Origin of the sequence: Pseudarthrobacter sp. BIM B-2242 (genome assembly GCF_014764445.1) — a bacterium.
Taxonomy (GTDB): Bacteria; Actinomycetota; Actinomycetes; order Actinomycetales; family Micrococcaceae; genus Arthrobacter; species Arthrobacter luteus_A.
The window spans coordinates 1,443,635-1,466,617 of sequence record NZ_CP061721.1; the positions used below are offsets into that span (position 1 = coordinate 1,443,635).

Sequence of the window (22,983 nt, forward strand, 5' to 3'; positions counted from 1 at the left end):
GGACACGAAAGGCACCGCAGTGACCGTTGAGAAGAACACCCGCAAGCTGGACAAGGGAATTGTCCGGGATTTCAGTTCCCGGATGAGTTACGCGTCCTACCTCCAGTTGCCTACCCTGCTCAGCGCCCAGCAGCCGGTCAGCAAGCCCGAGCACCATGACGAACTGCTGTTCATCATCCAGCACCAGACCACGGAACTGTGGCTGAAGCTGGTGCTGCATGAGCTCCGCAGCGCGGCAGCATGGCTCCGCGCCGACGATCTCGGCTCCGCGCTCAAGGGCATCGCCCGGGTCAAGCACATCCAAAAGACACTCACGGAACAGTGGTCTGTGCTGGCCACGCTGACGCCCACGGAGTACTCCCAGTTCCGTGGTTTCCTGGGCAATTCCTCAGGCTTCCAGTCGAGCCAGTACCGCGCAGTGGAGTTTGTCCTGGGCAACAAGAACCGCAAAATGCTACCCGTGTTCGAATCCGACCCGGCCGCCCACGCCATGCTCGAAGAACTGCTGAATGCTCCCAGCATCTATGACGAGTTCCTGGCTTACCTTGCGCGTCAGGGCTATGACGTCCCGCAGAGCGTCCTGGCACGCGACGTCACCCGTGCCCATGAGTTCTGCCCGGAGCTGGTGCCGCTGTTCAAGCACATCTACGAAAATGCAGCCGATAACTGGGGAGCCTACGAAGCCTGCGAGGAACTGGTTGACCTCGAAGATAACTTCCAGCTGTGGCGGTTCCGGCACCTGCGCACGGTCCAACGCACCATCGGCATGAAATCGGGAACCGGCGGATCCAGCGGCGCCGCATTCCTGCAGAAGGCCCTGGAACTCACCTTTTTCCCGGAACTTTTCGCGGTACGGACGGAGATCGGCCAATGAGCAGGGCTACCGAGGCAACGACGGACAATCACGACGCCGCCGCCCTCCTGAAGCGGGCGGCGCACCTTGACGCCGTGGACCCGCTGGCCCGCTACCGGGACCTCTTCGTCGGCACCGACACGGACCTCTCCTACCTCGATGGAAACTCCTTGGGCCGTCCGCTGAAAAGGACCGTTGACGATATCAGTGCCTTCATCCGGGACGGCTGGGGCGGGCGCCTGATCCGCGGCTGGGACGAGGAATGGCTGGACCTGCCGCAGGCCATTGGCGACCAGCTGGGCCGGGCTGTCCTCGGCGCAGCCCCGGGGCAGACCATCATCGCTGACTCCACCACGGTGGTGCTTTACAAGCTGATCCGCGCGGCCCTGGCTGCCGTCGATGATCCTGCCCGCACAGAGATTGTCCTTGACACCGATAACTTCCCGACCGACCGCTACCTCGTTGAGGGAATCGCCCGTGAGGAAGGACTGACCCTCACTTGGATCGAGGCGGATCCCGCGACAGGGGTGACCCCTGAGCAGGTGCGCGACGCAACCGGACCGGGCACCGCCGTCGTACTCTTGAGCCACGTGGCCTACCGTTCGGGGTTCCTCGCGGATCTGTGCGCCATCACCGGGGTGGCGCACAGCGCGGGTGCGCTGGTGGTGTGGGACCTGTGCCATTCTGCGGGGTCGGTGGAGATCGAGCTCGACGCCGCCGGCGTCGACTTCGCCGCCGGCTGCACGTACAAGTACCTCAACGGGGGACCGGGCTCGCCGGCTTTCGCCTATGTCAACGCACGCCACCTGCCCGGCCTTCAACAGCCGATCTGGGGCTGGATGGGGCGCAAGGACGCCTTCGAGATGGCAGCGGGCTACGAGCCGGCGGCCGGCATCCGCGGTTTCCTCAGCGGGACGCCGGCCGTCTTCGGAATGCTGGCCATGCGCGGGACCCTGGACCTCATCGAGGAAACCGGCATGGCAGCCATCCGGCAAAAATCCCTGGCGCTGACCGCCTACGCCGTGGAGCTTTTCGAGGCGTGGCTCGAACCTCTGGGTGTGGCGTTGGCCTCGCCCCGTGAACCGGGGCTTCGGGGGAGCCACATCACCCTGGACCATCCGGCCTTCCGGACCGTGACCGCGGCGCTGTGGGAACAGGACGTTATTCCGGACTTCCGGGCCCCGCAGGGAATACGGATCGGGTTGTCGCCGCTGAGCACCGGCTTCACGGAGGTGCACCGGGGGATGGCCGCAATCCACGACCTCCTGCAGCGGTAAACGCCCACCAGCGGCGCTAACTGCCCGCCGGCGGCGGTGACGCTCGCGTGCGGCGGGGCGGCTGTTTCGACAAGTCTGCGGCGGTGCCGGTAAACTGAACGATGGATCCGGCTGCAGTCCGTGGCGGCTGGTTCCTGCCATGCATGGGAAGTTCCTGGAATCCAGGGGATTCCGGCGCAGGGCAGACCCGGCAGTGAGTTACTGATTCGGGCCTCACGGCACATCTCTAGGAGTTATTGTGGCACTTGACGCCGCTGTAAAGCAGTCCATCATCAAGGATTTCGCAACGTCTGAGGGCGACACCGGTTCGCCGGAGGTCCAGGTTGCAGTCCTGACCCAGCGGATCAAGGATCTGACTGAGCACATGAAGGAGCACAAGCACGATTACCACACCCAGCGCGGTCTGCTGGCTATGGTTGGTCGTCGCAAGCGCATGCTCACCTACCTCAAGAACACTGACATCGCCCGCTACCGTGCGCTCATCGAGCGTCTCGGCCTGCGCCGCTAGTCAGGCTTAAGGGGCGGCCCTTTCCCATGTGGATCGGGCCGCCTTCTTCAGAAGAAAACTAAACAGGAGGATCAACCGCATCACGCATTCGCGGTCCTCGGTAGTGATCCCCGGGAACGGCTTCCACGATGGAAGCCCCGGCCCGTGGGTCTCGATCGATGACCGGGTGCAGTGCAGGCCAGTAGACAGATGCTGGCCTGGGTTGATGCGGCTGGGCTCCGTTAATCATGAAACGGAGGTGACTCTCTTGGAGGGTCCCGAAATCCAGTTCTCAGAAGCAGTCATTGACAATGGCCGCTTTGGCAAGCGTGTAATCCGCTTTGAAACCGGCCGCCTTGCCAAGCAGGCAGCCGGCGCAGCCATGGTGTACATCGACGAAGACACCGCGCTGCTGTCCGCCACCACCGCAGGCAAGCACCCGCGCGAAGGCTTCGACTTCTTCCCGCTGACGGTTGACGTTGAAGAGCGCATGTACGCCGCCGGCCGCATCCCGGGCTCGTTCTTCCGCCGTGAAGGCCGCCCGTCCACCGAAGCCATCCTGGCTTGCCGCCTTATGGACCGCCCGCTGCGTCCGGCCTTCGTCAAGGGCCTGCGCAACGAGGTCCAGATCGTGGTGACCGTCCTGGCCATCAACCCCGACGAGCTCTACGACGTGGTGGCCATCAACGCCTCCTCCATGTCCACCCAGCTCTCCGGCCTCCCGTTCTCCGGCCCGATCGGCGGCGTCCGCGTTGCCCTCGTTGCCGACGAAAACGGCTCGCAGTGGGTTGCTTTCCCGAAGCACTCCCAGCTTGAGAACTCCGTGTTCAACATGGTCGTGGCCGGCCGCACTGTGTCCGGTCCGGACGGTGACGACGTCGCCATCATGATGGTTGAAGCCGAAGCGACCGACAACTCCTGGAACCTCATCAAGGAACAGGGCGCTACTGCCCCCACCGAAGAGGTTGTTTCCGAGGGCCTCGAGGCCGCCAAGCCGTTCATCAAGGCACTGTGCGACGCCCAGTCTGACCTGGCTGCACGCGCTGCCAAGCCCACCGTTGAGTTCCCGGTCTTCCTGGACTACCAGGACGACGTCTACGCTGCTGTTGAGGCCGCCGCCGCTGAGAAGCTCGCAGCCGTCTTCCAGATCGCTGACAAGCAGGAACGCGACGTTGCTACCGACGCGCTGAAGGACGAAACCACCGCTGCCCTGGCCGGCCAGTTCGAAGGCCGCGACAAGGAGCTGTCCGCAGCATTCCGCTCGGTCACCAAGCAGGTTGTGCGCCAGCGCATCCTCAAGGACCAGATCCGCATCGACGGCCGTGGTCTGACGGACATCCGCCAGCTCACCGCCGAGGTTGAGGTTCTGCCCCGCGTACACGGTTCGGCCATCTTCGAGCGCGGCGAAACCCAGATCATGGGCGTCACCACGCTGAACATGCTCAAGATGGAACAGCAGATCGACTCGCTGTCACCCGTTACGCGCAAACGCTACATGCACAACTACAACTTCCCGCCGTACTCCACCGGTGAGACCGGCCGCGTGGGTTCGCCCAAGCGCCGCGAAATCGGCCACGGTGCCCTGGCAGAGCGCGCGCTCGTGCCCGTACTGCCGTCCCGCGAGGAATTCCCGTACGCCATCCGCCAGGTGTCTGAGGCACTCAGCTCCAACGGTTCGACATCGATGGGTTCCGTCTGCGCCTCCACGCTCTCCATGCTCAACGCTGGCGTGCCGCTGAAGGCAGCCGTTGCAGGTATCGCCATGGGCCTGGTCTCCGACCAGGTCGACGGCCAGACCCGCTACGCAGCCCTGACGGACATCCTGGGCGCCGAAGATGCTTTCGGCGACATGGACTTCAAGGTTGCCGGTACCTCCGAGTTCGTCACGGCCATCCAGCTGGACACCAAGCTCGACGGCATCCCCGCATCCGTGCTGGCAGCAGCACTGAAGCAGGCCCGCGAAGCCCGCCTGCACATCCTGGACGTCATCAACTCCGCGATCGACACCCCGGACGAGCTCTCCGAGTTCGCGCCGCGCGTCATCGCGGTCAAGATCCCCGTTGACAAGATCGGCGAGGTCATTGGGCCCAAGGGCAAGATGATCAACCAGATCCAGGAAGACACCGGCGCTGACATCTCCATCGAAGATGACGGCACGGTCTACATTGGCGCCACCAACGGTCCGTCTGCAGACGCAGCACGTTCCGCCATCAACGCCATTGCCAACCCGCAGGTTCCGGAAATCGGCGAGCGTTACCTGGGTACGGTCGTCAAGACCACCACCTTCGGCGCCTTCATTTCCCTGACCCCGGGCAAGGACGGCCTGCTGCACATCTCTGAGCTGCGCAAGCTGGCCAACGGCAAGCGCGTGGACAACGTTGATGACGTTGTATCCGTCGGTCAGAAGATCCAGGTGGAAATCACCAAGATTGATGACCGCGGCAAGCTGTCGCTGTCCCCCGTAGTGGCTGAAGAGGAAGGCGCTGGCGACAGCGTTGACGCTTCCGCCGCGGAGGGCGCTGCAGACTCCGAGTAGTACACTCACGCGGAGTAGCATCTTCCCGCACACAGCATGAATCGGCGGGGCCGGTGGATGATCCACCGGCCCCGCCGCTGTTACGATGGCAGCCAGATCCGGCTGCCGCTCCCGAAAGGCTTCAATTGACTGTTGTACCCCTGCCGCTTGAGCAGAACCAGCCCGGCGACACCCTGGTCCACGGCTCCGACGGCGGCTCCGTTGTCCGGCGATCAGTGCTGCCCGGCGGCGTGCGGGTATTGACCGAGGCGATGCCGGGCCAGCGCTCGGCAACCATCGGGTTCTGGGTAGGGGTGGGCTCACGCGACGAAGCCCCTGGCCAGCACGGCTCTACGCACTTCCTGGAGCACCTCCTGTTCAAGGGCACCAAACGCCGTACTGCGCTCGAAATCGCTTCCGCCTTCGACGAGGTGGGCGGAGAATCCAACGCCGCCACGGCCAAGGAAAGCACCTGCTACTTCGCGCGCGTCCTGGACACCGATCTGCCCATGGCCATCGATGTCATTGCGGACATGATCACCGGTGCGGTTCTGGACCCTGCCGAAATGGAGCAGGAACGCGACGTTATCCTGGAAGAAATCGCCATGGACAGCGATGACCCGACCGACGTCGCGCATGAAAACTTTGTTGCAGCGGTACTTGGTACGCACCCCTTGGGCCGGCCCATCGGTGGCACCCCGGCCGCCATCCGCGCCGTTGCCCGCGACTCCGTCTGGGAGCACTACCGCCGTTACTACCGCCCGGACGAGCTGGTCATCACCGCCGCCGGCGGTCTGGAGCACGACGTCGTCTGCAACCTTGTGGTGGACGCGCTCCACACTGCAGGGTGGTCGCTTGAGCCCTCCGCAGCGCCCGTGGAGCGGCGCTCCACCGAGCGGGCTGACATTACCGGCACTGCCGGACTGCACGTGGTCAAGCGTGCGGTGGAGCAGGCCAACATCATCATGGGCTGTCCCACCATCGTGGCCACGGATGACCGCCGTTACGTCATGAGTGTGCTCAATGCAGTCCTCGGTGGAGGGATGTCGTCGCGGCTGTTCCAGGAGATCCGCGAAAAGCGGGGCCTGGTGTACTCCACCTACTCCTTCGCCTCGTCCTACGCCGACGCCGGCTACTTCGGCATGTACGCCGGGTGCACACCGTCAAAGGTGCGCCAGGTGCTTGACCTGTTGGGGCTGGAGCTGGACAAGCTCGCCGAAGGCGGGATCTCCGACGACGAGCTCCGCAAGGCTGTGGGCCAGCTCTGCGGCGGCATCGTTCTGGCGCTCGAGGACACGGGTTCCCGGATGTCCCGGCTGGGCCGCGCCGAGCTTGTCTCCGGCGAGTACCAGGACATCGACGAGACGCTCCGGCTGATCAAATCCGTCACGGCCCGGGAAGTCCAGGACCTCGCAAAGGAGCTCGCCGCCGCGCCGCGGACTGTCACCGTGGTGGGCCCCTTCGACGAATCTGAGACGTTTGGCCTCTAACGCCGGCCGACAAGTATTTCTCTGCCGGGGAGGTCGCTGCATTCTCTGTCGGGGAGCGCGCTGTCCGGCGATAATGTAGCCATGAACCCTCCGCAGCCGGGCACTGTGCACGCCGTGCTGGAAGACTTCCTGGGGCATTGGCAGGGAACCACGCGTCTTGCCGCATCGGCGTGGGCCCCGGAACGCTTAGCCTCGGCGGAAATCAGCTTTACCCGTGCCGCGGGAGGATTCGCCGTAGTGCAAAGCTACCGGCACACTGAGGCCAACGGCAGTCACTTTGAAGGCCACGGTGTGTTCACTGTCGATCCCGACCATAACGACATCCTCTGGTACTACGTCGACAGCATGGGCCAGCCGCCCGGAGCTCCCGTCCGCTGCACGTGGGTGGACGGTGTGCTGCGCGTGGAGCGCCACAGCGACCGGGGGACTGCCCGCCACACCTTTCGTGTCGACGACGGCATCCTGACCCACATCGCAGAGCTGCGGCTCGGCGACGGGCAGAGCTTTGTCCCGTTCATGTCCTCCGCGTGCCGCCGCGCGTGAGCACTGCGTTTTGCACACTGCCTCGGAGCTCCATGGGCCGCCGAGCTCAGCCGGCGTAGGCCCGCCCCTGGGAAAGTGAACATCATGCACGTGATCCGTCGGGGAAGTGAACCGTCATATACGTGATCCATCAGGCACCAGTGGACGGTGGATGGATGGACGCGCATCATCCGCCTCACTGTCATTGATCGCGCCACTCTCTTCAATTGCCTTACTGCCAGTGGTTGCCTTACTGCCAGTGATGGCCTCAATGCCTTCAAGGCCGTTGCCACTTTGTCCGTATGGCCAGTGTGGTGGTTCCTGGTCGGTTTGTTCGCTGTGGTAGCGGCGGCCGGTGGGTGAGATCCAGCCGGGCGGTTCGTCCTTGGTGGCTTCGGTGGGTTGCCAGGGTGTGGCGTGTTTGAGCTTGTGATGTTTGGGGCAGAGCTGGGTCAGGTTTGAGATCCCGGTGCTCCCGCCGTGGGCCCAGGCGTTCAGGTGGTCTGCTTCGTTGTCCAGGGATGGGTTGGAGCAGCCGGGGAACTGGCATTTGCCGTCCCGGAGGCGGAGCCATTGGCGCAGTGCCTTGGGTATCCGGTAGCTTTCCCGGCCGATCTCCAACGGGGCCCCGTCCCGGGGATCGGTCAGGACGCGGCGGAACGACTCGGCACCATTAGCGACGAGGGCGCGGGCCATGGAGGGCGGGATCGGTCCGTACCCGTCGAGGATGGCCGGTTCATCGGTCAGACCCATCAGTGCGAACACCGGCACCGTCACCAGGACCTGGGCTGTGGGTGAGGGAATGTCATCGGCGTTGTCCCCGCCGAGCAGCCACGCGGCGACGTTGTCCGCACGGAGCTGGGTGAGAGTCCTTGCCTCGGTTGGGCCTTGCAGGGCGCGGGCGGCTGTGGTGGCGCGGTTCCAGATCCCGGCTGCCTGGTCGGCGGGCAGGTAGGCCGAGAGCCAGGCCATCCCGTCCCGGTCCGGGGAGTACTCGACCCGACGGTCCGCAACGCTCCGGGTGTGGCGTTGTTCGATGCTGACCGGGTGATGCCGCTCCCGCCAGGTCCGGGCTTTGGCCCGGAACCGGCCCGGGACCATCCCACCGGCCGCGCCGCGGGCCGGGTTCGGCGCCTCGGGGTCCAGGAAATGCGCCTCCAGGGCATGGGCGGCGGCGGGCTCGAGGTTGGTTGTTTCGTCGACCATGATCCGGGCATGCTGCCACGACAACCTCCCGGCCTGAAGGGCCGCCAGCGTCAGCGGCAGGGCGGTGGTGGAGGGTGTTTCATTGAGTGTGTAAGGGTCCGGTCTCTAACTAGGGTGTGACCTGCGGTTTCGCCCCTGAAAGGACGGGCCCTCTTGGCCGAAATCAGTATGACCACCAACCCCCTTGAAGGCGTTTTGAGCGCCGATCAGATCGATGCCCTCGTCACGGCTGCGGAGGACCTCGGGGAGGGCCGCAACGGAGTTGAGGAACTGCTCTCCCGGATGACCCGTGCGGTCCTGGAACGGGCCCTGGAAACCGAGATGAGCGACCACCTCGGCTACGAGTCCGGGGACCCCGCAGGGCAGGGCACGGGCAACTCCCGCAACGGCAAGACCACCAAGAGCGTTCAGACCCTCCAGGGGCCGGTGCAGGTCACCGTGCCGCGGGACCGGAACAGTTCCTTCGAGCCGGTGATCGTGCCCAAGCGGGCCCGCCGGCTGGGCAAGGTCGAGGACATGATCCTGTCCCTCTACGCCCGCGGGATGAGCACCCGGGACATCGGCTCCCATCTCGATGAGATCTACGGGACCAAGGTCTCCGCGGCGACGATTTCGAGGGTGACCGACGTGATCGCCGATGAGGTCGCCCAGTGGCAGAACCGGCCGCTGGAATCGGTCTACCCGATCGTCTACATCGACGCGATCTGGCTGAAAATCCGGGACGGCGGCGTGGTGGTGAACAAGGCCTGCCACGTGGCCGTGGGCGTGGACGTGGAGGGCCGCAAGCAGGTCCTGGGCCTGTGGCTGGGCACCAGCGAAGGGGCGAAGTTCTGGGCCAACGTGCTCACCGAAATCCGCAACCGCGGAGCGACCGACATCCTGATCCTGTGCTGCGACGGGCTCACCGGGCTGCCGGCAGCGGTGAACAGCATCTACCCCCAGACCGTCGTGCAAACCTGCGTGGTGCACCTGCTGCGCTCGGCCATGAAATACGCCTCCTACGGCGCACGCAAAGCCATGGCCCGGGACATGCGCCCGATCTACACCGCACCGACCGTGCAGGCGGCCGAGCTGGCCATGGAGGCCTTCGCGGAGACCTGGCAGAGCACAGCTCCCGGGGCGGTATTGGCGTGGCGGAACGCGTGGGAGGACTTCACGCCGTTCCTGGCGTTCACCCCGGAGATCCGCAAAGTCATCTACACCACCAACCAGATTGAATCGATCAACTACCAACTGCGAAAAATCACCAAAACCAGGGGCTCATTTCCCTCCGACGAGGCCGCAATCAAGCTGGTCTACCTGGGGATCCGGAACATCGAGACCACCCGCGGCGGCGAGCTCGGAACCGGCACCCAAGGCTGGCACCAGGCCCTGAACGCTTTCGCCGTTCAATTCCCCAACCGACTTCCGATCTGACCACCCGGCAGACCGGATAACCGACCGGTCCCTTACACAGAAAACTTGACACCCCCCGGTGGTGAGGCGGTGGGCCTCGCCCAGCAGCCCGCCGGCCGTGCGTTCACTGACCGTCAGGGCGCAGGCGACCTCGGCCACGATACTCATGTCCTGGGCGGTGTGGTCTTCCGGCGACACCGCCGGTCCCGCAATGGCCCGGACGGTGGAGGCGAAATCAGACGCCGCATAAACCTTCAGGGCAGCGATCATCGCTTCCGCCCGGGCGACCGTAGCCAGCGCGTTCAGGCACTCGTCAGCCCGGCGCCGCAACGGATCAGCATCCGGATTCGACTCTGATCTAGGACCAGAGCCGGAACTAGGACCATGATCAGCGTCAGGACCAGGTCCAGAATCGGGCGCAGGACCACACGTACCAATAGATCCGTCCCCGCCACGGAGCCGCACGGCATGCTCAGCGAAAGTCCTCGCCAGGTCCTCCGCCGTCTCCGAAGCCGCTGTGCCATCCATACGTCAAGCTTCCCAGCACGCGTTACAACCACGTGCCAGGCAAACCGCCTATGTGGATAACTTCCCGGGAATCATGTCGCCAGAAACTAAAACGCGACTACCCGCCAGCGAAAGGCGGCAGCACATCCACAACATCGCCTGGATTTAACACAGCACTGCGGTCGCGAACAGCCACTTCGTTGAGCAGGTAACTGCTCCGGGACAGGATCCGGTGCAAGGGGGGAGTACCGGAAGGCGGCTCGGCGCGTTCCACGGCGAGAACTGCCTCCAGAAGGTCGGCCACGGTCGCCCCCGGGGGAAGGTCGAAGCCTTCCTCTTCCACCCCGGCGGCGGCGCGTGCGGCAGCGAAGTAACGTACTTTCAAGAAATTCAGCCTCCGATGGCGCTCATGCTGCGGTCCGGCTGGACAAAGTCCGCGGCGCCGAGACCGGTGTGGTCCATTCCATGTGCCTTGGGCTTGACCCACATGGCATCCTGCCAGCGTTCGGCCAGTGCCTCATCGCTGGCGCCCCCGCGAAGAAGGCCCAGCAAATCAAACTCCTCGCGCGAGAACAGGCAGCTCATGATCTTGCCCTCCGCAGTGATCCGCGTGCGTCGGCAATCGGCGCAGAACGGCTCAGTGACGGACGCGATGATCCCCACGGTGCCCAGCACCGGCCCCTCGGCGCTCAGCCGCTCCGCATCAGAACCGGCCGTTCCCACTGTCTCAGCCACCCGGCGTCGTACTTCAAAGCGTTCTGCCGGGGCGCCGTCGCGGGCACGCGGGTCCGGGCTGAGGACGTAGTCCACAGAAAGCAACGAACGAATCTCGGCAGCCGTAATCATGTTCCGGCGGGTCCAGCCGTGGTCGGCATCCAGGGGCATCTGCTCGATGAACCGCAGTTCGTAGCCGCGGTCCAGGGCCCAGGCGAGCAGGGAGGGCGACTCGGCGTCGTTGATGCCGCGCATCAGCACGGCGTTGAGCTTCACTGGCCCCAGACCTGCGGCCCACGCTGCGTCCACGCCGGCCAGCACACGGTCCAGGAACGGGCGGCGGGTGAGCTTGGTGAAGGTCTCCTCGTGCAGCGAATCGAGGGAAACGTTGATGCGCGTCAGGCCCGCAGCCTTGAGCGCGGCGGCCTTTTTATCCAAACCAACACCGTTGGTGGTCATGGAGATGGGGAGCTCCGGATGGTTGCTGCGGAGGGCGGCAATGATGTCCACCAGGTCTGCCCGCACCAGGGGCTCCCCGCCGGTCAGGCGCAGTTCACGCACCCCCAGGTGATCCACCCCGATGCGGACAATCCGCACGATTTCGTCGGCGCTCATCACTGCCTGCTTGGCCAGCCACTCAAGCCCCTCGGCAGGCATGCAGTAGGTACAGCGCAGGTTGCACTTGTCCGTCAGGGAGAGCCGCATGTCGGTGGCCCTGCGGCCGTACTGATCAAGGAGTCCCGCCGGCGTGCCGGCTGGCCGGGCAGGAGGCAGGGCCGGACCTGCGTCGTCCCGGGGTTGCGGCATGCCTAGCTGAACAGTCATGAATTCAGGCTACGCCACCCGGGGCCCCTCATCACGTCCGCGTCGCCCGGCACCGGACCCAAGTCCCCGCAAACGCTGCCGACAAGCGGCAAACCGCGGTGCCGCCCGGCCGCCGCGAACCTATGCTGGAGGAGTGAACAGGTCCCAGCCCCGGCCGGAAACAGCCGACGACGGCGCGAGCCCGGAAATGCGCGATGGTCGCCACCATGCCGCGCAAGGCAGCCGCCGCTGGGCTGCGGCGTCAGGCGCGGTTTCCGCAGTGGCCGCGGTTGTGACCGGCGAGTTGCTCGCGGGACTGCTGAGCCCGTCCCTGTCGCCACTGACAGCTGTAGGCGGGGTGGTGATCGACGGTCTGCCTCCGGGGGTGAAGGACTGGGCGGTGGCCCTGTTCGGCACGGCGGACAAAGCGGTATTTGTGGCGGGGATGCTGCTGGTGGTGGCAGCAGCGGGTGCAGTCGCCGGGATCCTGGAACAGCGCAGGCGGTACGCCGGAACCGCCATCGTGGCTGCTTTTGGACTCGCGGGGCTCGTCGCCGTTCTTACCCGCGCGCAGTTGACACCCGGGGCGGTGCCGGTTCCCCTCCTCGCGGCCCTGGCCGGCGCACTCTTGCTGAGGTATTTGCTCCGCAGGCTCCGGGAAGACTCTGATGCGGTCCACCCGGCCCCAAAGGGAACACAAGATCCCGGCCGGCGCACCTTCCTGCAGGCCCTCGCAGCGGGCGCCGGCGTGACGGCCGTGGCCGGAGTTGTTGCCGGTATCTGGCGGGGTGCGGCTTCCGGCATCAGCACTGCCCGCGAAAGACTGCAGCTTCCCGCCCCGGCATCGAAGGCGCCCGCGATTCCGGCCGGCGCAGGGGTGACCCTGGACGGAATGCAGCCCCTGGTCACGCCGAACAGGGACTTCTACCGGATTGACACAGCACTGATCGTTCCGGTCATCGACCCCGAAACGTGGTCGCTGCGGGTGACCGGGATGGTGGACCGGGAGATCGACCTGAACCTGGCCGACCTGCTGGCCAAACCACTGATCGAACGGCACGTGACCATCGCCTGTGTCTCCAACGAAGTGGGCGGCGAACTCATCGGCAATGCCCGCTGGCTCGGCTGGCCGGTGCGGGAACTGCTCGCTCTGGCGGGCCCCCAAGCCGGTGCCGACATGGTCCTTTCCCGCAGCTCAGACGGCTGGACCGCCGGCACGCCGCTGGGAGTTCTGACCGACGAAAGGGATGCCATATTGGCGGTGGGAATGAACGGCGAACCGCTGCCTCTGGAACATGGCTTCCCGGTGCGGATGATCGTACCCGGCCTCTACGGCTACGTGTCCGCGACCAAATGGCTGACGGAACTGCGGGTCACCAGATTCGCCGACGACGAAGGCTACTGGACACCGCGCGGCTGGTCCGAACGCGGCCCTATCAAGACGGCCTCCAGGATTGATGTGCCCCGCACCGGCAGGCGTGTGAGCGCCGGCACCGTGATGTTCGGCGGGGTGGCATGGTCGCAGCACACCGGCATCGGGACAGTCGAACTGCGCGTCAACCGGGGTCCGTGGCAGCAGGCTGACCTCGCCCCGGGGATCTCTCCTGACACGTGGTACCAGTGGCAGCTGGGCATGGAACTGACGCCTGGCCAGTATGAGGTGCAGGTCCGCGCCACAGACCTCAGTGGCAAACCGCAGGCTGAGGAACGCCGTCCCGTTGCGCCGGACGGAGCCACCGGCTTCCACACCATTAGAGTTGACGTGAATCCATGACGGCGCCCACCGAAGGCAGGACCATGCACAGCTCTCCGCACGAGCACGGCGGTGCCCCGCACCGGTCACGGTCCGTTGCCAGTCACCGGGCCGCCGTCGCCGGACTGCTGGCACCGCTGCTCACCGAAGCCAGGGCGGAATCCGTTGCGCTGAGGGACGCACTCGGCAAGGGCCTGGCCAATGATATTGCTGCGCCCCTGAGCCTTCCGCCGTTCGCCAACTCCCAGATGGACGGCTTCGCCATCAACAGTGCGGACGTGCCCGACGGCGGTGCGGAGCTCAGGGTGGTTGATCCGGTCCCGGCAGGTGCCACCCCCGCGGCGCTTGGACGCGGCGATGCTGCCCCCATCATGACAGGAGCGATGATTCCTGCCGGTGCTGACGCCGTCGTGCCCGTCGAACGTGCCGTCCCGGACCGGTTCCCCGTCCCCGGTGTGGCAAGTACTGTGTGGTTGCCCGCGACGGCGCCGGGCACCTTCGTACGCTCTGCCGGCAGCGACGTTGCGGCGGGGGAGCGGGCGCTGGCTGCGGGAACCTTCCTGGGCCCGGCGCAGCTGGGGTTGCTCGCTGCCTTGGGCATCGGCGACGTGACCGTTCGCCGGCCGCTGACTGTCCTCCTGGCCACCACTGGCGACGAAGTGGTTGAACCGGGCCAGCCGCTGCCGGCCGGAAAAATCTACGACTCCAACGGAACACTCCTCGAAAGTGCCATGCGCCAGGCGGGCCTGAGCGTGGTGCGCACGGCCATCGCCTCGGACCGTCCCGACGAACTCCGGGCACTGCTGCGAAGCCATGCCGGCACCGTGGACCTGATCGTCACCACGGGCGGGGTCAGCAAGGGAGCCTATGAAGTTGTCCGCCAGGCCATGGACGGCGAGGCCACCGAGTTCGTCCACGTGGCGATGCAGCCGGGCGGCCCGCAGGGGATCGGGACGTTCGACGGCGTGCCGTTCCTCGGTTTCCCGGGGAACCCGGTGAGCTGCCTGGTGTCCTTCGAAATGTTCCTGCGGCCGGTGCTGTCCGAACTCTTCGGCTCGCCCGCTCCCCGGACCGCCCTGCCGGCCCGGCTGGCCCACAGCCTCACCTCGCCCGAACACAAACACCAGGTCCGCCGCGGGACCTTCCAGGCTGACGGCAGCGTGCGCCTCGAAGGGGGCGACAGCTCCCACCTCATGCATGCGCTCGCCGGCTCCAACGCCCTGGTGCATGTGCCGGCCGGGGTCTCGGCGCTCGCCGAGGGCGATGAGGTGGAAGTATGGATGCTGTGAATCCAGAACAGACCCCGCCGGCGCTGACCCACCTTCGCCAGGACGGCAGCGCCCAAATGGTGGACGTGTCAAACAAGGCCGAAACCACCCGGGAGGCCACAGCCACTGCCACCGTCCGGACAACCCCTGAAGTGATGGGCCTGCTGGGCTCCGGCGGATTGCCCAAGGGTGATGCCCTGGCCGTAGCCCGCGTCGCCGGGATCATGGCCGCCAAAAAGACCCCGGAGCTCATCCCGCTGTGCCATCCGCTGCCACTGTCGAAGGTGACCGTGGACTTCCAGCTGGCGGCCGATTCCGTGGACATCGTGGCCACGGTCAAGACCCGTGGGGTCACCGGTGTAGAGATGGAAGCGCTGACAGCTGCGTCGGTGGCTGCCCTGAGCGTTTACGACATGATCAAGGCAGTGGACAAGCACGCTGTACTGACAGACATCAAAGTGCTGGCCAAAAGCGGCGGCAAGAGCGGGGACTGGACACTATGAGCACTGACAGTACGTTCCTGCCCGAGCCGCCGCCTGGGCCGCATGCGTCTGAGCCGCATGTGCCTGGGCCGCACACCCGCGAGCAACACACGCACGGTGAGGTACAGGGCCGGAAGGCCGGAATTGTCATCGCCTCAACGCGGGCTGCGGCCGGAATTTACGAGGACGAAACGGGCCCTGTCATCACGGACTGGCTCACCGAGCACGGCTTCGAGGCCTACCCGGCCATGGTGGTTCCCGACGGCGAGCCGGTGGGCGCCGCCATCCGGGCGCTCCTGACCCAGCACCCCGCCGTCGTCATCACCAGCGGCGGGACAGGACTCAGCCCGGATGACCGGACTCCCGATGTGACCTTGCCCCTGCTGGACCGGGAGATTCCCGGAATCATGGAGGCCATCAGGCGTGCCGGTGCGCTCAAAACGCCGCTCGCCGCGTTGAGCCGGGGCCATGCCGGAGCCGCCGGCCGGACATTCATTATCAACCTGCCCGGTTCGCCGAAAGGCGTCATGGACGGGCTGTCCGTCCTGGATCCCGTAATCGGGCACCTTTGCGACCAACTGGAGGGCCGGAATGGGCACTGAATCAGTTTTTGAAGTGGTCCACGCCGTCCTGAGCGCCGAGCCGATCGCTGTGGAACAGGCCATCGCCGCCGTCGAATCGGACACCGCCGGCGCCGTGGTGAGCTTCAGCGGGGTGGTGCGGAACCACGACGGCGGCAAGGCAGTCGAGCGTCTCAGCTACAGCGCGCACCCGACGGCCCACCAGGTCATGGCCGATGTCGTCGCACGCCTGGTTGCCGAGCATTCGGACGGGTCGCCCGGGGCGAAGCCGGTGCGGATCTGGGCCGCCCACCGCATCGGCCTGCTGGAGATTGGCGATCCCGCGCTGGTATGTGCGGTATCTGCAGCCCACCGTGGCCAGGCCTTTGCCGTATGTTCGGAACTTGTGGACCGGATCAAGGAGCAGGTTCCCATCTGGAAGGAACAGTTCTTCGCCGACGGCACAGTGGAATGGGTCGGCGCCGGCGGCTGAGCCGGACACGCCAACGCGAGGTAACGCACGTCCGCCGGTTCCGTCCGGCGCCGGGGCCGACGGTAGGGTTAACAGCATGACCGAACAACACTCCGCACCCAGCCGTGTGGCTGTCCTTGGCGCCAACGGGCGCATGGGCGCCGAGGCCGTCAAGGCCGTCGAAGCCGCCGCCGATATGACTCTTGTTGCCGCCCTGGGACGTGGGGATTCGCTGGATAAGCTGGCCGCCGCCGACGCCGAATTCGTGGTGGACCTCACCGTTCCCGAAAGCACCGAGGCGAACGTACGCTATGCGGTCGAGCACGGCATGCACGCCGTGGTGGGAACCACCGGGTGGGATTCAGACCGGCTCGCCGCCCTGGAAGCACTCCTCGCGCAGCACCCGGAAACCGGCGTGCTGATCGCCCCCAACTTCGCCCTCGGCTCCGTGCTTGCCTCCGCCTTCGCCGCCAAGGCTTCAAAGTACTTCGAGTCCGTGGAGATCATCGAACTTCATCACCCCGACAAAGTGGATGCGCCCTCCGGAACTGCCGTCCGCACCGCCCAGCTCATCTCGGCCGAGCGGGCAGCTGCACACGTCCCGGCCAGCCCTGACGCAACCACCAGTGAACTCGACGGCGCCCGGGGATGCGACGTGGACGGAGTCCGCGTCCACAGCGTCAGGCTTCGCGGGCTCGTTGCCCACCAGGAAGTCCTGCTCGGCGGGCCGGGGGAGCAGCTGACGCTTCGGCACGATTCCTTTGACCGCGCCTCGTTTATGCCCGGCGTCCTGCTGGGCATCCGAAACGTGGCGGCGAACCCGGGCCTGACGGTAGGCCTGGACGGCTACCTGGACCTGGGAGTCTAAGCCGTGGGCGGGTTGCTTGCTGCATTCACAAAAAACCGGACCAAAATCTGGGTAGGTGCCGTCACGCTCCTGCTGGTCTTCTATCTGGTGGTGTCCTTCCAGCGCTCCATCCTGCTGCTCACGGACAACAACCTTGCGGCCCAAGCCATCGGTGCCGCGTACCTGGTGCTGCCGGTTGTCGGTGCCTGGGCGCTGATCCGGGAACTGATGTTCGGGGCGCGAACTGAGAAGATGGCCCGGATTCTGGAGGCCGAAGGCGGCTTGCCGGTGGATAATCTGCCGCGCACGCCTGCCGGCCGGATCATCCGGGCGGCAGCCGACCAGGAGTTCGAGAAGTACAAGGCCGAGGCTGAAGCCGCCCCCGAGGACTGGCGCTCCTGGTTCCGCCTGAGCTGCGCCTACGACGCCGCCGGCGACCGTAAGCGCGCCCGCTCCTCGATGCGTGATGCCGGCCGCCTCTTCCGCGGCAACGTTCCTGCCGGCTGAGGGACGTAGCTGCGGAGGGGGTTTCCGCTACCGCCCGCTGATCCTTCCATTGCGGCCCAGCTGGTTGGCAGCGTGGCCAACGAGCTCCAGCGGCCCCCGCCATTTCAGCAGCACAAAGGCCATGCCTACGACGACGGCCGTGGCGGCGTGCGCGAAGTACATCCCGTCCTCGGTCCAGCCGGCCGGCAGGGGCTTCAGGTAGAACCCGGACACCACCCAGACATGGGCCGAGTAGAGGGTCAGCGTCATGGCGCCCGCCCCGCGCAGCGGCAAGAGCAGATCCAGGTCCACCCAGTCGGCCAGCCTGCCGAGCAGCAGGCACGCTCCCACCACGGCCGCTGCCACTCCGCAGGTGTGGGCTAGATCCAGGCTGGTGGCGGAATGCGGTGCAGCGGATGCCAGCCACCACCACGAGCCTTCCTGCCGGATCCCGGTGAGGTTGACCTGGAGGACGCTGCTGAGCGGGTATCCGGGGGCATTCAGCACCTGCTCCAGGGCTGCCCGGCCGCCCCAGCTCTCCATCGCGGCAGTCCCCAAAGCCTTGGCAAGGGCGGCAACGGCTGTGCCTAGGGTCAGCAGCAGGACAGGAACCATCGCCTTGGTGAGCGCCAGCCGGCCTATGACAAGGCCCACCAACAAATAGGCCAGCCATTGGAACACCGGGTAGTAGCCGGTCAGGAACAGGTCGCCCAGCAGCGGAAAGGGCGTCGAAAGATCCTCCCAGGACGGGTTATGCCCCAGGTGGAGCGGCGGCTCCGACGCCATGAGCCAGGGACGGAGCAAGTAGGCGAGCACCGGTGAAAGGACGATCCAGCCTGCTGCCCACGCACAGAGCGCTTTGATCCTGAGGCCCAGGAACGGCAGGACGCACAGAAACAGCAGGGCGTAGTGGACCAGGATGATCGCGAGGTTCACTTCCAGTCCGCCCAGTGAAAGTCCGACGGCAGCGATCACGAGCGCGCGCAGGGCGATGCCACGGCGGGCAGCGCTCAGCGCAGTCCCTTCCAGCGGCACCTGCTTGCCGGTGGAGAGCGCAAGTCCCACACCGGCCAACACGGCGAAGAGGGCTGCTGCCCGGCCGGAGAAGGTCAGGCCGATCCATGTGGGAGTGAGATCGGCAGTGGCCTCGAACGTGGGCAGGAGGTGCGTCGCCATCATGCCGAGGAGCGCGAGCCCCCTGGCCGCGTCAATGCCGCGGAGACGGTCTGTTGCGGTGGAGGGTCGGGGCGCCCGGGAGGGTCTGGCTGTGGCTCGGGACGTCATGAGGCGATGTTCTCACACGAACCTGCCGCGCCCCCAAGTCATGCTGACAGTGAAGGCCTTGACGGCGCCGGCTGCGGCATGAACCCCTTGTATTCGAATATATGTTCGAATAGCATGAACCCATGCAGACCCCATTCCAGCCGCACCAGTTTCCGGAAATTCCAGCCGCAGGAGCATCGGAGCGGCCCGCGCCGGACGGCGCCGGTGCCGGGCAGCGGGCAGGACTTATGAAGGCCATGAGTCCCGGAGTGGTCGACTTCCTCTTCCGCCAGTTGGTTACAGGACGGCCCGCCGAAGATGTCCAGTGGCAGGGCGAAGGCATCACCCTGACCGCGCAGCCCGCCGGAGCGGAACTGGCACGCCGGCTGGCCGAAACGGACCTTGAGGCTCTCACGCCTATTGAGCTGTTCCACTACGTCCGTGCTGCCCAGCGGTTGGCGGCGTGGGCCGAGGAACTGAGGGAGGCTGCGGTGGGGAGGTACTGCCAGCCGGGCGGGACGCAGAATGCGAACCTGCATGGTGCGCGGCTGCAGCATGGTCCCTAGGATGAAGGGGTGACCGAAGCCCTGACGGTGTCCGCCATCCAGTACACGGCCCTGGATGGCGGGATCATGCCAAATGTCGATGAACATGTGCGGCTGATTGAGGACGCTGAATCGCACGGCGCCCGGCTGGTGGTCTTCCCGGAGTTGTCGCTGACCGGTTACAACCTGCCGCTGCTGGCTGACGATGACGCGTGGCTTCGGCCCGATGACCCGCGGCTGGACGACCTCCACGAGATCTGCCGCCGGACCGGGATCACCGCCGTGGCAGGGGCTGCTTACCGCGAGGCTGACGGCACGCCGCGGCTGGCGGGCCTCGCCGTCCACCCGGACGGCACCACTGATTTTGGTTTCAAGACCCATCTTCACGGACCGGAGGAGAGCCTGTTCGCCGCCGGTGAGCGTGCCATGCTCCTCGAAGTGGATGGCTGGCGGGTCGCGCTGGCCATGTGCGCCGATGCGTCTGTCCCCGCCCACTCCACAGAGGCGGCGCTCGCCGGGGCCGATGTCTATGCCGTCTCCGCGCTCTACACGCAGGCGGAGGAACACCGGCTTGCCCTGCACCTTGGTGCCCGGGCCATGGACAACCGGGTGTTCGGCCTCCTTGCAAATCTCGGCGGAGCTACTCCACAGGGACAGTCCTGCGGACTCAGTGGCTTCTGGGGGCCGGACGGACTCCCGATGAAAAGCGCGGCCGGCACCGGCACGGAGGTGGTCACCGCAGTTTTGCTGCGGAGCGCCATCCGGAAATTCCGCTGATCCTGTGACTCCGGGGGAGCCTCTTTGACGCTTATCACCCCTCCGGCATTGTCCTAACCGGCAGCGGACAGGGTAACGTTTTTTCCATGCCTCACAAATCCGCCACCATTCCTGCCCTTGGTACGCTCCTGACCGCCATGGTCACGCCCTTCACCAAGGACGGTGCCGTGGATTACCGGCAGGCGGCCGAACTCGCCACCAAGCTTGTGGACGATGGCTGCGACGGCCTGGTAGTCACCGGCACCACCGGTGAGACGTCCACCCTCTCCGACGAGGAAAACCTTGGCATGTTCCGCGCCGTCAAGGAGGCCGTGGGGGACCGCGCTGCCATCATCGCCGGCACCGGAACCAATGACACCGCACACTCGGTGCGCCTGTCCCAGCAGGCGGCTGCGCTCGGCGTCGACGGCCTGCTGCTCGTCACGCCGTACTACAACAAGCCCAGCCAGGCCGGCCTCCGTGCACACTTCGAAACCGTCGCGTCCGCGACAGACGTTCCAGTGATGCTTTATGACATCCCGGGCCGCTCCTCCATCGCGATCGAGCCCGAGACCATGATCCGCCTGGCCCAGCACCCGAACATCGTTGCGGTCAAGGACGCCAAAGCTGACTTCATGGCGGCCAGCCGCGTGATGGCCGAGACTGACCTGCACTTCTACTCCGGCGACGACGGCCTGACCCTGCCCTGGATGTCGTTGGGCGCCGTCGGCCTGGTGGGCGTGACAACGCACATTGCCACCCGCCGCTTCCGGGAAATGATCGACGCCATCAACGCGAACGACCTCGGAACTGCCCGTAAGATCAACTTCGAGCTGCTGCCCGTGGTGCGGGCAACGATGACCCGCGTCCAGGGAGCCGTTGCGGCCAAACAAATTCTTAAATGGCAGGGAGTCCTGCCCAACTCGATTGTCCGTTTGCCCCTCGTGGAGCCGGACGAAGCCGAGATCGAAACCATCCGCGAGGATTTGGCGGAAGCGGGGCTGGTCTTTTCCTGAGGGCTAAGACCGGCACCCTTCCGCCTGGAAAGTAGTGCACTATGACCCAAACCGCCCTTCCTGGCCTTGTCACGCCTCCACGCCTGCCGCAAGGCACCCTTCGGATCGTTCCGTTGGGCGGCCTGGGGGAGATCGGCCGCAACATGGCTGTCTTCGAAATCGAAGGCAAGCTGCTCATCGTCGACTGCGGCGTCCTCTTCCCTGAGGAAACCCAGCCCGGCGTTGACCTGATCCTGCCCGATTTCTCGTACATCGAGGACCGGATGGACGACATCGTGGCCGTTGTCCTTACCCACGGCCACGAGGACCACATCGGTGCTGTTCCCTACCTCCTGCGGCTCCGCGCGGACATCCCCCTGGTGGGCTCGCAGCTGACACTGGCCCTGATCGAGGCCAAGCTGCAGGAACACCGGATCCGTCCGTACACCCTGACGGTCGAAGAAGGCCAGGTTGAAAAGTTCGGCCCGTTCGAATGCGAGTTCGTCGCGGTCAACCACTCCATTCCCGATGCCCTGGCAGTGTTCATCCGCACCGCGGGCGGCACCGTCCTGCACACAGGCGATTTCAAGATGGACCAGTTGCCGCTGGACGGCCGGATCACCGACCTCCGTCACTTCGCCAAGCTGGGCGAAGAGGGCGTCGACCTCTTTATGTCCGACTCCACCAACGCTGACGTCCCTGGCTTCACCACAGCCGAGAAGGAAATCGGCCCCACGCTGGAACGGCTCTTCGGCCAGGCCACCAAACGCATCATCGTGGCGTCCTTCTCCTCGCACGTCCACCGCGTCCAGCAGGTGCTGGACGCCGCGGCAAAGCACAACCGCAAGGTCGCATTCGTCGGCCGGTCCATGGTCCGCAACATGGCCATCGCCGCTAAGCTCGGCTACCTCGATGTTCCCGAGGGTCTCCTGGTGGACATCAAGAACATCGACAACCTGCCGGACAACCGCGTCGTCCTGATGTCCACCGGATCCCAGGGCGAGCCGATGGCAGCCCTGTCCCGCATGGCCAACGGCGACCACCGTGTGGTGGTGGGCGACGGTGACACCGTCATCCTGGCCTCCAGCCTGATCCCGGGCAACGAAAACGCAGTGTTCCGCATCATCAACGGCCTGCTCAAACTCGGCGCCGACGTCATCCACAAGGGCAACGCAAAGGTCCACGTCTCGGGCCATGCGGCCGCCGGTGAACTGCTGTACTGCTACAACATCCTTGAACCGCTCAACGCCATGCCGGTGCACGGCGAGACCCGGCACCTGATCGCCAACGGCAAGATTGCCATTGAATCCGGCGTTCCGACGGCCAGCGTTATCCTCGCCGACAACGGCACCGTCATTGACCTGAGGGACCACCGCGCTGACGTGGTGGGCCAGGTTGAAGTGGGCTTTGTCTACGTTGACGGCTCCAGTGTCGGCGAAGTCACGGAAGCAGACCTGAAAGACCGCCAGACGCTCGGTGATGAAGGCTTCATCTCCATCATCACCGTCATCAACCGCACCACCGGCAAGGTGGTCTCCGGACCGGAAATCCACGCCCGCGGTGTGGCCGAGGATGATGCGGTCTTCGACGAAATCATCCCGAAGATCAACGCTGCCCTCGAAGAAGCCGTCCTCAACCGCTCAGACCACACCACACACCAGCTCCAGCAGGTCGTGCGGCGTGTGGTGGGCACCTGGGTGAACCGCAAGCTGCGTCGCAAGCCCATGATCATCCCCGTGGTCCTCGAGGCGTAACCCCTTAGGACCTCAAGAATCGGAAAGGCCCG

The 22,983-nt window shown here is 65.7% G+C and carries 21 protein-coding genes and 1 pseudogene; 18 read left to right on the forward strand and 4 right to left on the reverse strand.

Annotation, left to right across the window (positions count from 1 at the left end; genetic code table 11):
• Window positions 1-19 precede the first annotated feature (19 nt).
• The 6 genes from kynA to IDT60_RS06670 all read left to right on the forward strand — a co-directional run bounded on the left by kynA (window position 20) and on the right by IDT60_RS06670 (window position 7,165).
• Entirely contained in the window at window positions 20-874 is an 855-nt protein-coding gene (gene kynA / locus IDT60_RS06645) for a tryptophan 2,3-dioxygenase (protein ID WP_191081336.1), read from the forward strand.
• Window positions 871-2,130: a kynureninase gene (kynU, locus tag IDT60_RS06650; RefSeq protein WP_191081337.1), complete on the forward strand. Its 1,260-nt coding sequence runs from the start codon at window positions 871-873 to the stop codon at window positions 2,128-2,130. The genes kynA and kynU overlap by 4 nt, the downstream gene beginning before the upstream one ends.
• Before the next feature lie 238 nt (window positions 2,131-2,368).
• Window positions 2,369-2,638 carry a 30S ribosomal protein S15 gene (rpsO, locus tag IDT60_RS06655; protein WP_164201122.1) on the forward strand — a complete coding sequence of 90 codons (270 nt, stop codon included), beginning with the start codon at window positions 2,369-2,371 and terminating at the stop codon, window positions 2,636-2,638.
• A gap of 247 nt (window positions 2,639-2,885) precedes the next feature.
• Window positions 2,886-5,153 carry a polyribonucleotide nucleotidyltransferase gene (locus tag IDT60_RS06660; protein ID WP_164206321.1) on the forward strand — a complete coding sequence of 756 codons (2,268 nt, stop codon included), beginning with the start codon at window positions 2,886-2,888 and terminating at the stop codon, window positions 5,151-5,153.
• 125 nt (window positions 5,154-5,278) lie between these two features.
• Window positions 5,279-6,622: a pitrilysin family protein gene (locus IDT60_RS06665; RefSeq protein WP_191081338.1), complete on the forward strand. Its 1,344-nt coding sequence runs from the start codon at window positions 5,279-5,281 to the stop codon at window positions 6,620-6,622.
• Window positions 6,623-6,703: 81 nt separating this feature from the next.
• Window positions 6,704-7,165 carry a DUF1579 family protein gene (locus IDT60_RS06670; RefSeq protein ID WP_191081339.1) on the forward strand — a complete coding sequence of 154 codons (462 nt, stop codon included), beginning with the start codon at window positions 6,704-6,706 and terminating at the stop codon, window positions 7,163-7,165.
• A 114-nt stretch (window positions 7,166-7,279) separates the two neighbouring features.
• On the opposite strand, the pseudogene IDT60_RS06675 reads toward IDT60_RS06670, so the two are convergent.
• Window positions 7,280-8,419, reverse strand: a pseudogene (locus IDT60_RS06675) (DUF222 domain-containing protein); the annotation flags it as partial.
• 99 nt (window positions 8,420-8,518) lie between these two features.
• On the opposite strand from IDT60_RS06675, the gene IDT60_RS06680 reads away from it, so the two are divergent.
• On the forward strand, window positions 8,519-9,766 hold the full coding sequence (locus IDT60_RS06680) for an IS256 family transposase (RefSeq protein WP_191081774.1): 1,248 nt from the start codon (window positions 8,519-8,521) through the stop codon (window positions 9,764-9,766).
• Between the two features lie 604 nt (window positions 9,767-10,370).
• Here IDT60_RS06680 and IDT60_RS06685 read toward each other — a convergent pair.
• Together IDT60_RS06685 and moaA are read right to left on the reverse strand one after the other, a co-directional pair.
• Window positions 10,371-10,637 (reverse strand): MoaD/ThiS family protein, encoded by a 267-nt coding sequence (locus IDT60_RS06685; RefSeq protein WP_191081340.1) that lies wholly within the window; start codon window positions 10,635-10,637, stop codon window positions 10,371-10,373.
• 5 nt (window positions 10,638-10,642) lie between these two features.
• A complete protein-coding gene (gene moaA, locus IDT60_RS06690) occupies window positions 10,643-11,791 on the reverse strand; it encodes a GTP 3',8-cyclase MoaA (RefSeq protein WP_191081341.1) in 1,149 nt (382 codons plus the stop codon).
• A 187-nt stretch (window positions 11,792-11,978) separates the two neighbouring features.
• Between moaA and IDT60_RS06695 the strand changes: the two genes are divergently transcribed.
• From IDT60_RS06695 to IDT60_RS06725, 7 genes are all read left to right on the forward strand, one after another.
• Complete coding sequence (locus IDT60_RS06695; protein WP_191081855.1) at window positions 11,979-13,544, forward strand: molybdopterin-dependent oxidoreductase; 1,566 nt, start codon at window positions 11,979-11,981, stop codon at window positions 13,542-13,544.
• Between the two features lie 23 nt (window positions 13,545-13,567).
• Window positions 13,568-14,812 carry a gephyrin-like molybdotransferase Glp gene (gene glp, locus IDT60_RS06700; protein ID WP_191081856.1) on the forward strand — a complete coding sequence of 415 codons (1,245 nt, stop codon included), beginning with the start codon at window positions 13,568-13,570 and terminating at the stop codon, window positions 14,810-14,812.
• The gene (gene moaC, locus IDT60_RS06705; protein WP_191081342.1) at window positions 14,800-15,294 is read left to right on the forward strand and encodes a cyclic pyranopterin monophosphate synthase MoaC; all 495 of its coding nucleotides are present in this window, start codon (window positions 14,800-14,802) and stop codon (window positions 15,292-15,294) included. The genes glp and moaC overlap by 13 nt, the downstream gene beginning before the upstream one ends.
• On the forward strand, window positions 15,291-15,875 hold the full coding sequence (locus IDT60_RS06710; protein WP_223883911.1) for a MogA/MoaB family molybdenum cofactor biosynthesis protein: 585 nt from the start codon (window positions 15,291-15,293) through the stop codon (window positions 15,873-15,875). The genes moaC and IDT60_RS06710 overlap by 4 nt, the downstream gene beginning before the upstream one ends.
• Window positions 15,865-16,326 carry a molybdenum cofactor biosynthesis protein MoaE gene (locus tag IDT60_RS06715; RefSeq protein WP_164201110.1) on the forward strand — a complete coding sequence of 154 codons (462 nt, stop codon included), beginning with the start codon at window positions 15,865-15,867 and terminating at the stop codon, window positions 16,324-16,326. The genes IDT60_RS06710 and IDT60_RS06715 overlap by 11 nt, the downstream gene beginning before the upstream one ends.
• A 76-nt stretch (window positions 16,327-16,402) precedes the next feature.
• Window positions 16,403-17,173 carry a 4-hydroxy-tetrahydrodipicolinate reductase gene (gene dapB / locus IDT60_RS06720; protein ID WP_164201108.1) on the forward strand — a complete coding sequence of 257 codons (771 nt, stop codon included), beginning with the start codon at window positions 16,403-16,405 and terminating at the stop codon, window positions 17,171-17,173.
• A 3-nt stretch (window positions 17,174-17,176) separates the two neighbouring features.
• Window positions 17,177-17,659, forward strand: coding sequence for a hypothetical protein (locus tag IDT60_RS06725; RefSeq protein WP_164201106.1), 483 nt, complete (start codon window positions 17,177-17,179; stop codon window positions 17,657-17,659).
• A 27-nt stretch (window positions 17,660-17,686) separates the two neighbouring features.
• Here IDT60_RS06725 and IDT60_RS06730 read toward each other — a convergent pair whose 3' ends face one another.
• Complete coding sequence (locus IDT60_RS06730; protein WP_164201104.1) at window positions 17,687-18,922, reverse strand: heparan-alpha-glucosaminide N-acetyltransferase domain-containing protein; 1,236 nt, start codon at window positions 18,920-18,922, stop codon at window positions 17,687-17,689.
• 122 nt (window positions 18,923-19,044) lie between these two features.
• Between IDT60_RS06730 and IDT60_RS06735 the strand changes: the two genes are divergently transcribed.
• The 4 genes from IDT60_RS06735 (at window position 19,045) to IDT60_RS06750 (ending at window position 22,951) form a co-directional block, all read left to right on the forward strand.
• Entirely contained in the window at window positions 19,045-19,467 is a 423-nt protein-coding gene (locus IDT60_RS06735) for a hypothetical protein (protein WP_223883912.1), read from the forward strand.
• A 9-nt stretch (window positions 19,468-19,476) separates the two neighbouring features.
• The gene (locus IDT60_RS06740; RefSeq protein WP_191081343.1) at window positions 19,477-20,223 is read left to right on the forward strand and encodes a carbon-nitrogen hydrolase family protein; all 747 of its coding nucleotides are present in this window, start codon (window positions 19,477-19,479) and stop codon (window positions 20,221-20,223) included.
• Window positions 20,224-20,309: 86 nt separating this feature from the next.
• On the forward strand, window positions 20,310-21,218 hold the full coding sequence (gene dapA / locus IDT60_RS06745) for a 4-hydroxy-tetrahydrodipicolinate synthase (protein WP_164201100.1): 909 nt from the start codon (window positions 20,310-20,312) through the stop codon (window positions 21,216-21,218).
• A gap of 41 nt (window positions 21,219-21,259) precedes the next feature.
• The gene (locus tag IDT60_RS06750; RefSeq protein WP_164201098.1) at window positions 21,260-22,951 is read left to right on the forward strand and encodes a ribonuclease J; all 1,692 of its coding nucleotides are present in this window, start codon (window positions 21,260-21,262) and stop codon (window positions 22,949-22,951) included.
• Window positions 22,952-22,983: the final 32 nt, after the last annotated feature.

What these genes read in the sequence shown, in the direction of transcription:
- kynU (WP_191081337.1), top strand. Translation starts at nt 871, where the DNA reads ATGAGCAGGGCTACCGAGGCAACGACGGACAATCACGACGCCGCCGCC.
- IDT60_RS06670 (WP_191081339.1), top strand. Translation starts at nt 6,704, where the DNA reads ATGAACCCTCCGCAGCCGGGCACTGTGCACGCCGTGCTGGAAGACTTC.
- IDT60_RS06680 (WP_191081774.1), top strand. Translation starts at nt 8,519, where the DNA reads ATGACCACCAACCCCCTTGAAGGCGTTTTGAGCGCCGATCAGATCGAT.
- moaA (WP_191081341.1), bottom strand. Translation starts at nt 11,791, where the DNA reads ATGACTGTTCAGCTAGGCATGCCGCAACCCCGGGACGACGCAGGTCCG.
- IDT60_RS06695 (WP_191081855.1), top strand. Translation starts at nt 11,979, where the DNA reads ATGCGCGATGGTCGCCACCATGCCGCGCAAGGCAGCCGCCGCTGGGCT.
- glp (WP_191081856.1), top strand. Translation starts at nt 13,568, where the DNA reads ATGCACAGCTCTCCGCACGAGCACGGCGGTGCCCCGCACCGGTCACGG.
- moaC (WP_191081342.1), top strand. Translation starts at nt 14,800, where the DNA reads ATGGATGCTGTGAATCCAGAACAGACCCCGCCGGCGCTGACCCACCTT.
- IDT60_RS06710 (WP_223883911.1), top strand. Translation starts at nt 15,291, where the DNA reads ATGAGCACTGACAGTACGTTCCTGCCCGAGCCGCCGCCTGGGCCGCAT.
- IDT60_RS06715 (WP_164201110.1), top strand. Translation starts at nt 15,865, where the DNA reads ATGGGCACTGAATCAGTTTTTGAAGTGGTCCACGCCGTCCTGAGCGCC.
- dapB (WP_164201108.1), top strand. Translation starts at nt 16,403, where the DNA reads ATGACCGAACAACACTCCGCACCCAGCCGTGTGGCTGTCCTTGGCGCC.
- IDT60_RS06730 (WP_164201104.1), bottom strand. Translation starts at nt 18,922, where the DNA reads ATGACGTCCCGAGCCACAGCCAGACCCTCCCGGGCGCCCCGACCCTCC.
- IDT60_RS06735 (WP_223883912.1), top strand. Translation starts at nt 19,045, where the DNA reads ATGCAGACCCCATTCCAGCCGCACCAGTTTCCGGAAATTCCAGCCGCA.
- dapA (WP_164201100.1), top strand. Translation starts at nt 20,310, where the DNA reads ATGCCTCACAAATCCGCCACCATTCCTGCCCTTGGTACGCTCCTGACC.
- IDT60_RS06750 (WP_164201098.1), top strand. Translation starts at nt 21,260, where the DNA reads ATGACCCAAACCGCCCTTCCTGGCCTTGTCACGCCTCCACGCCTGCCG.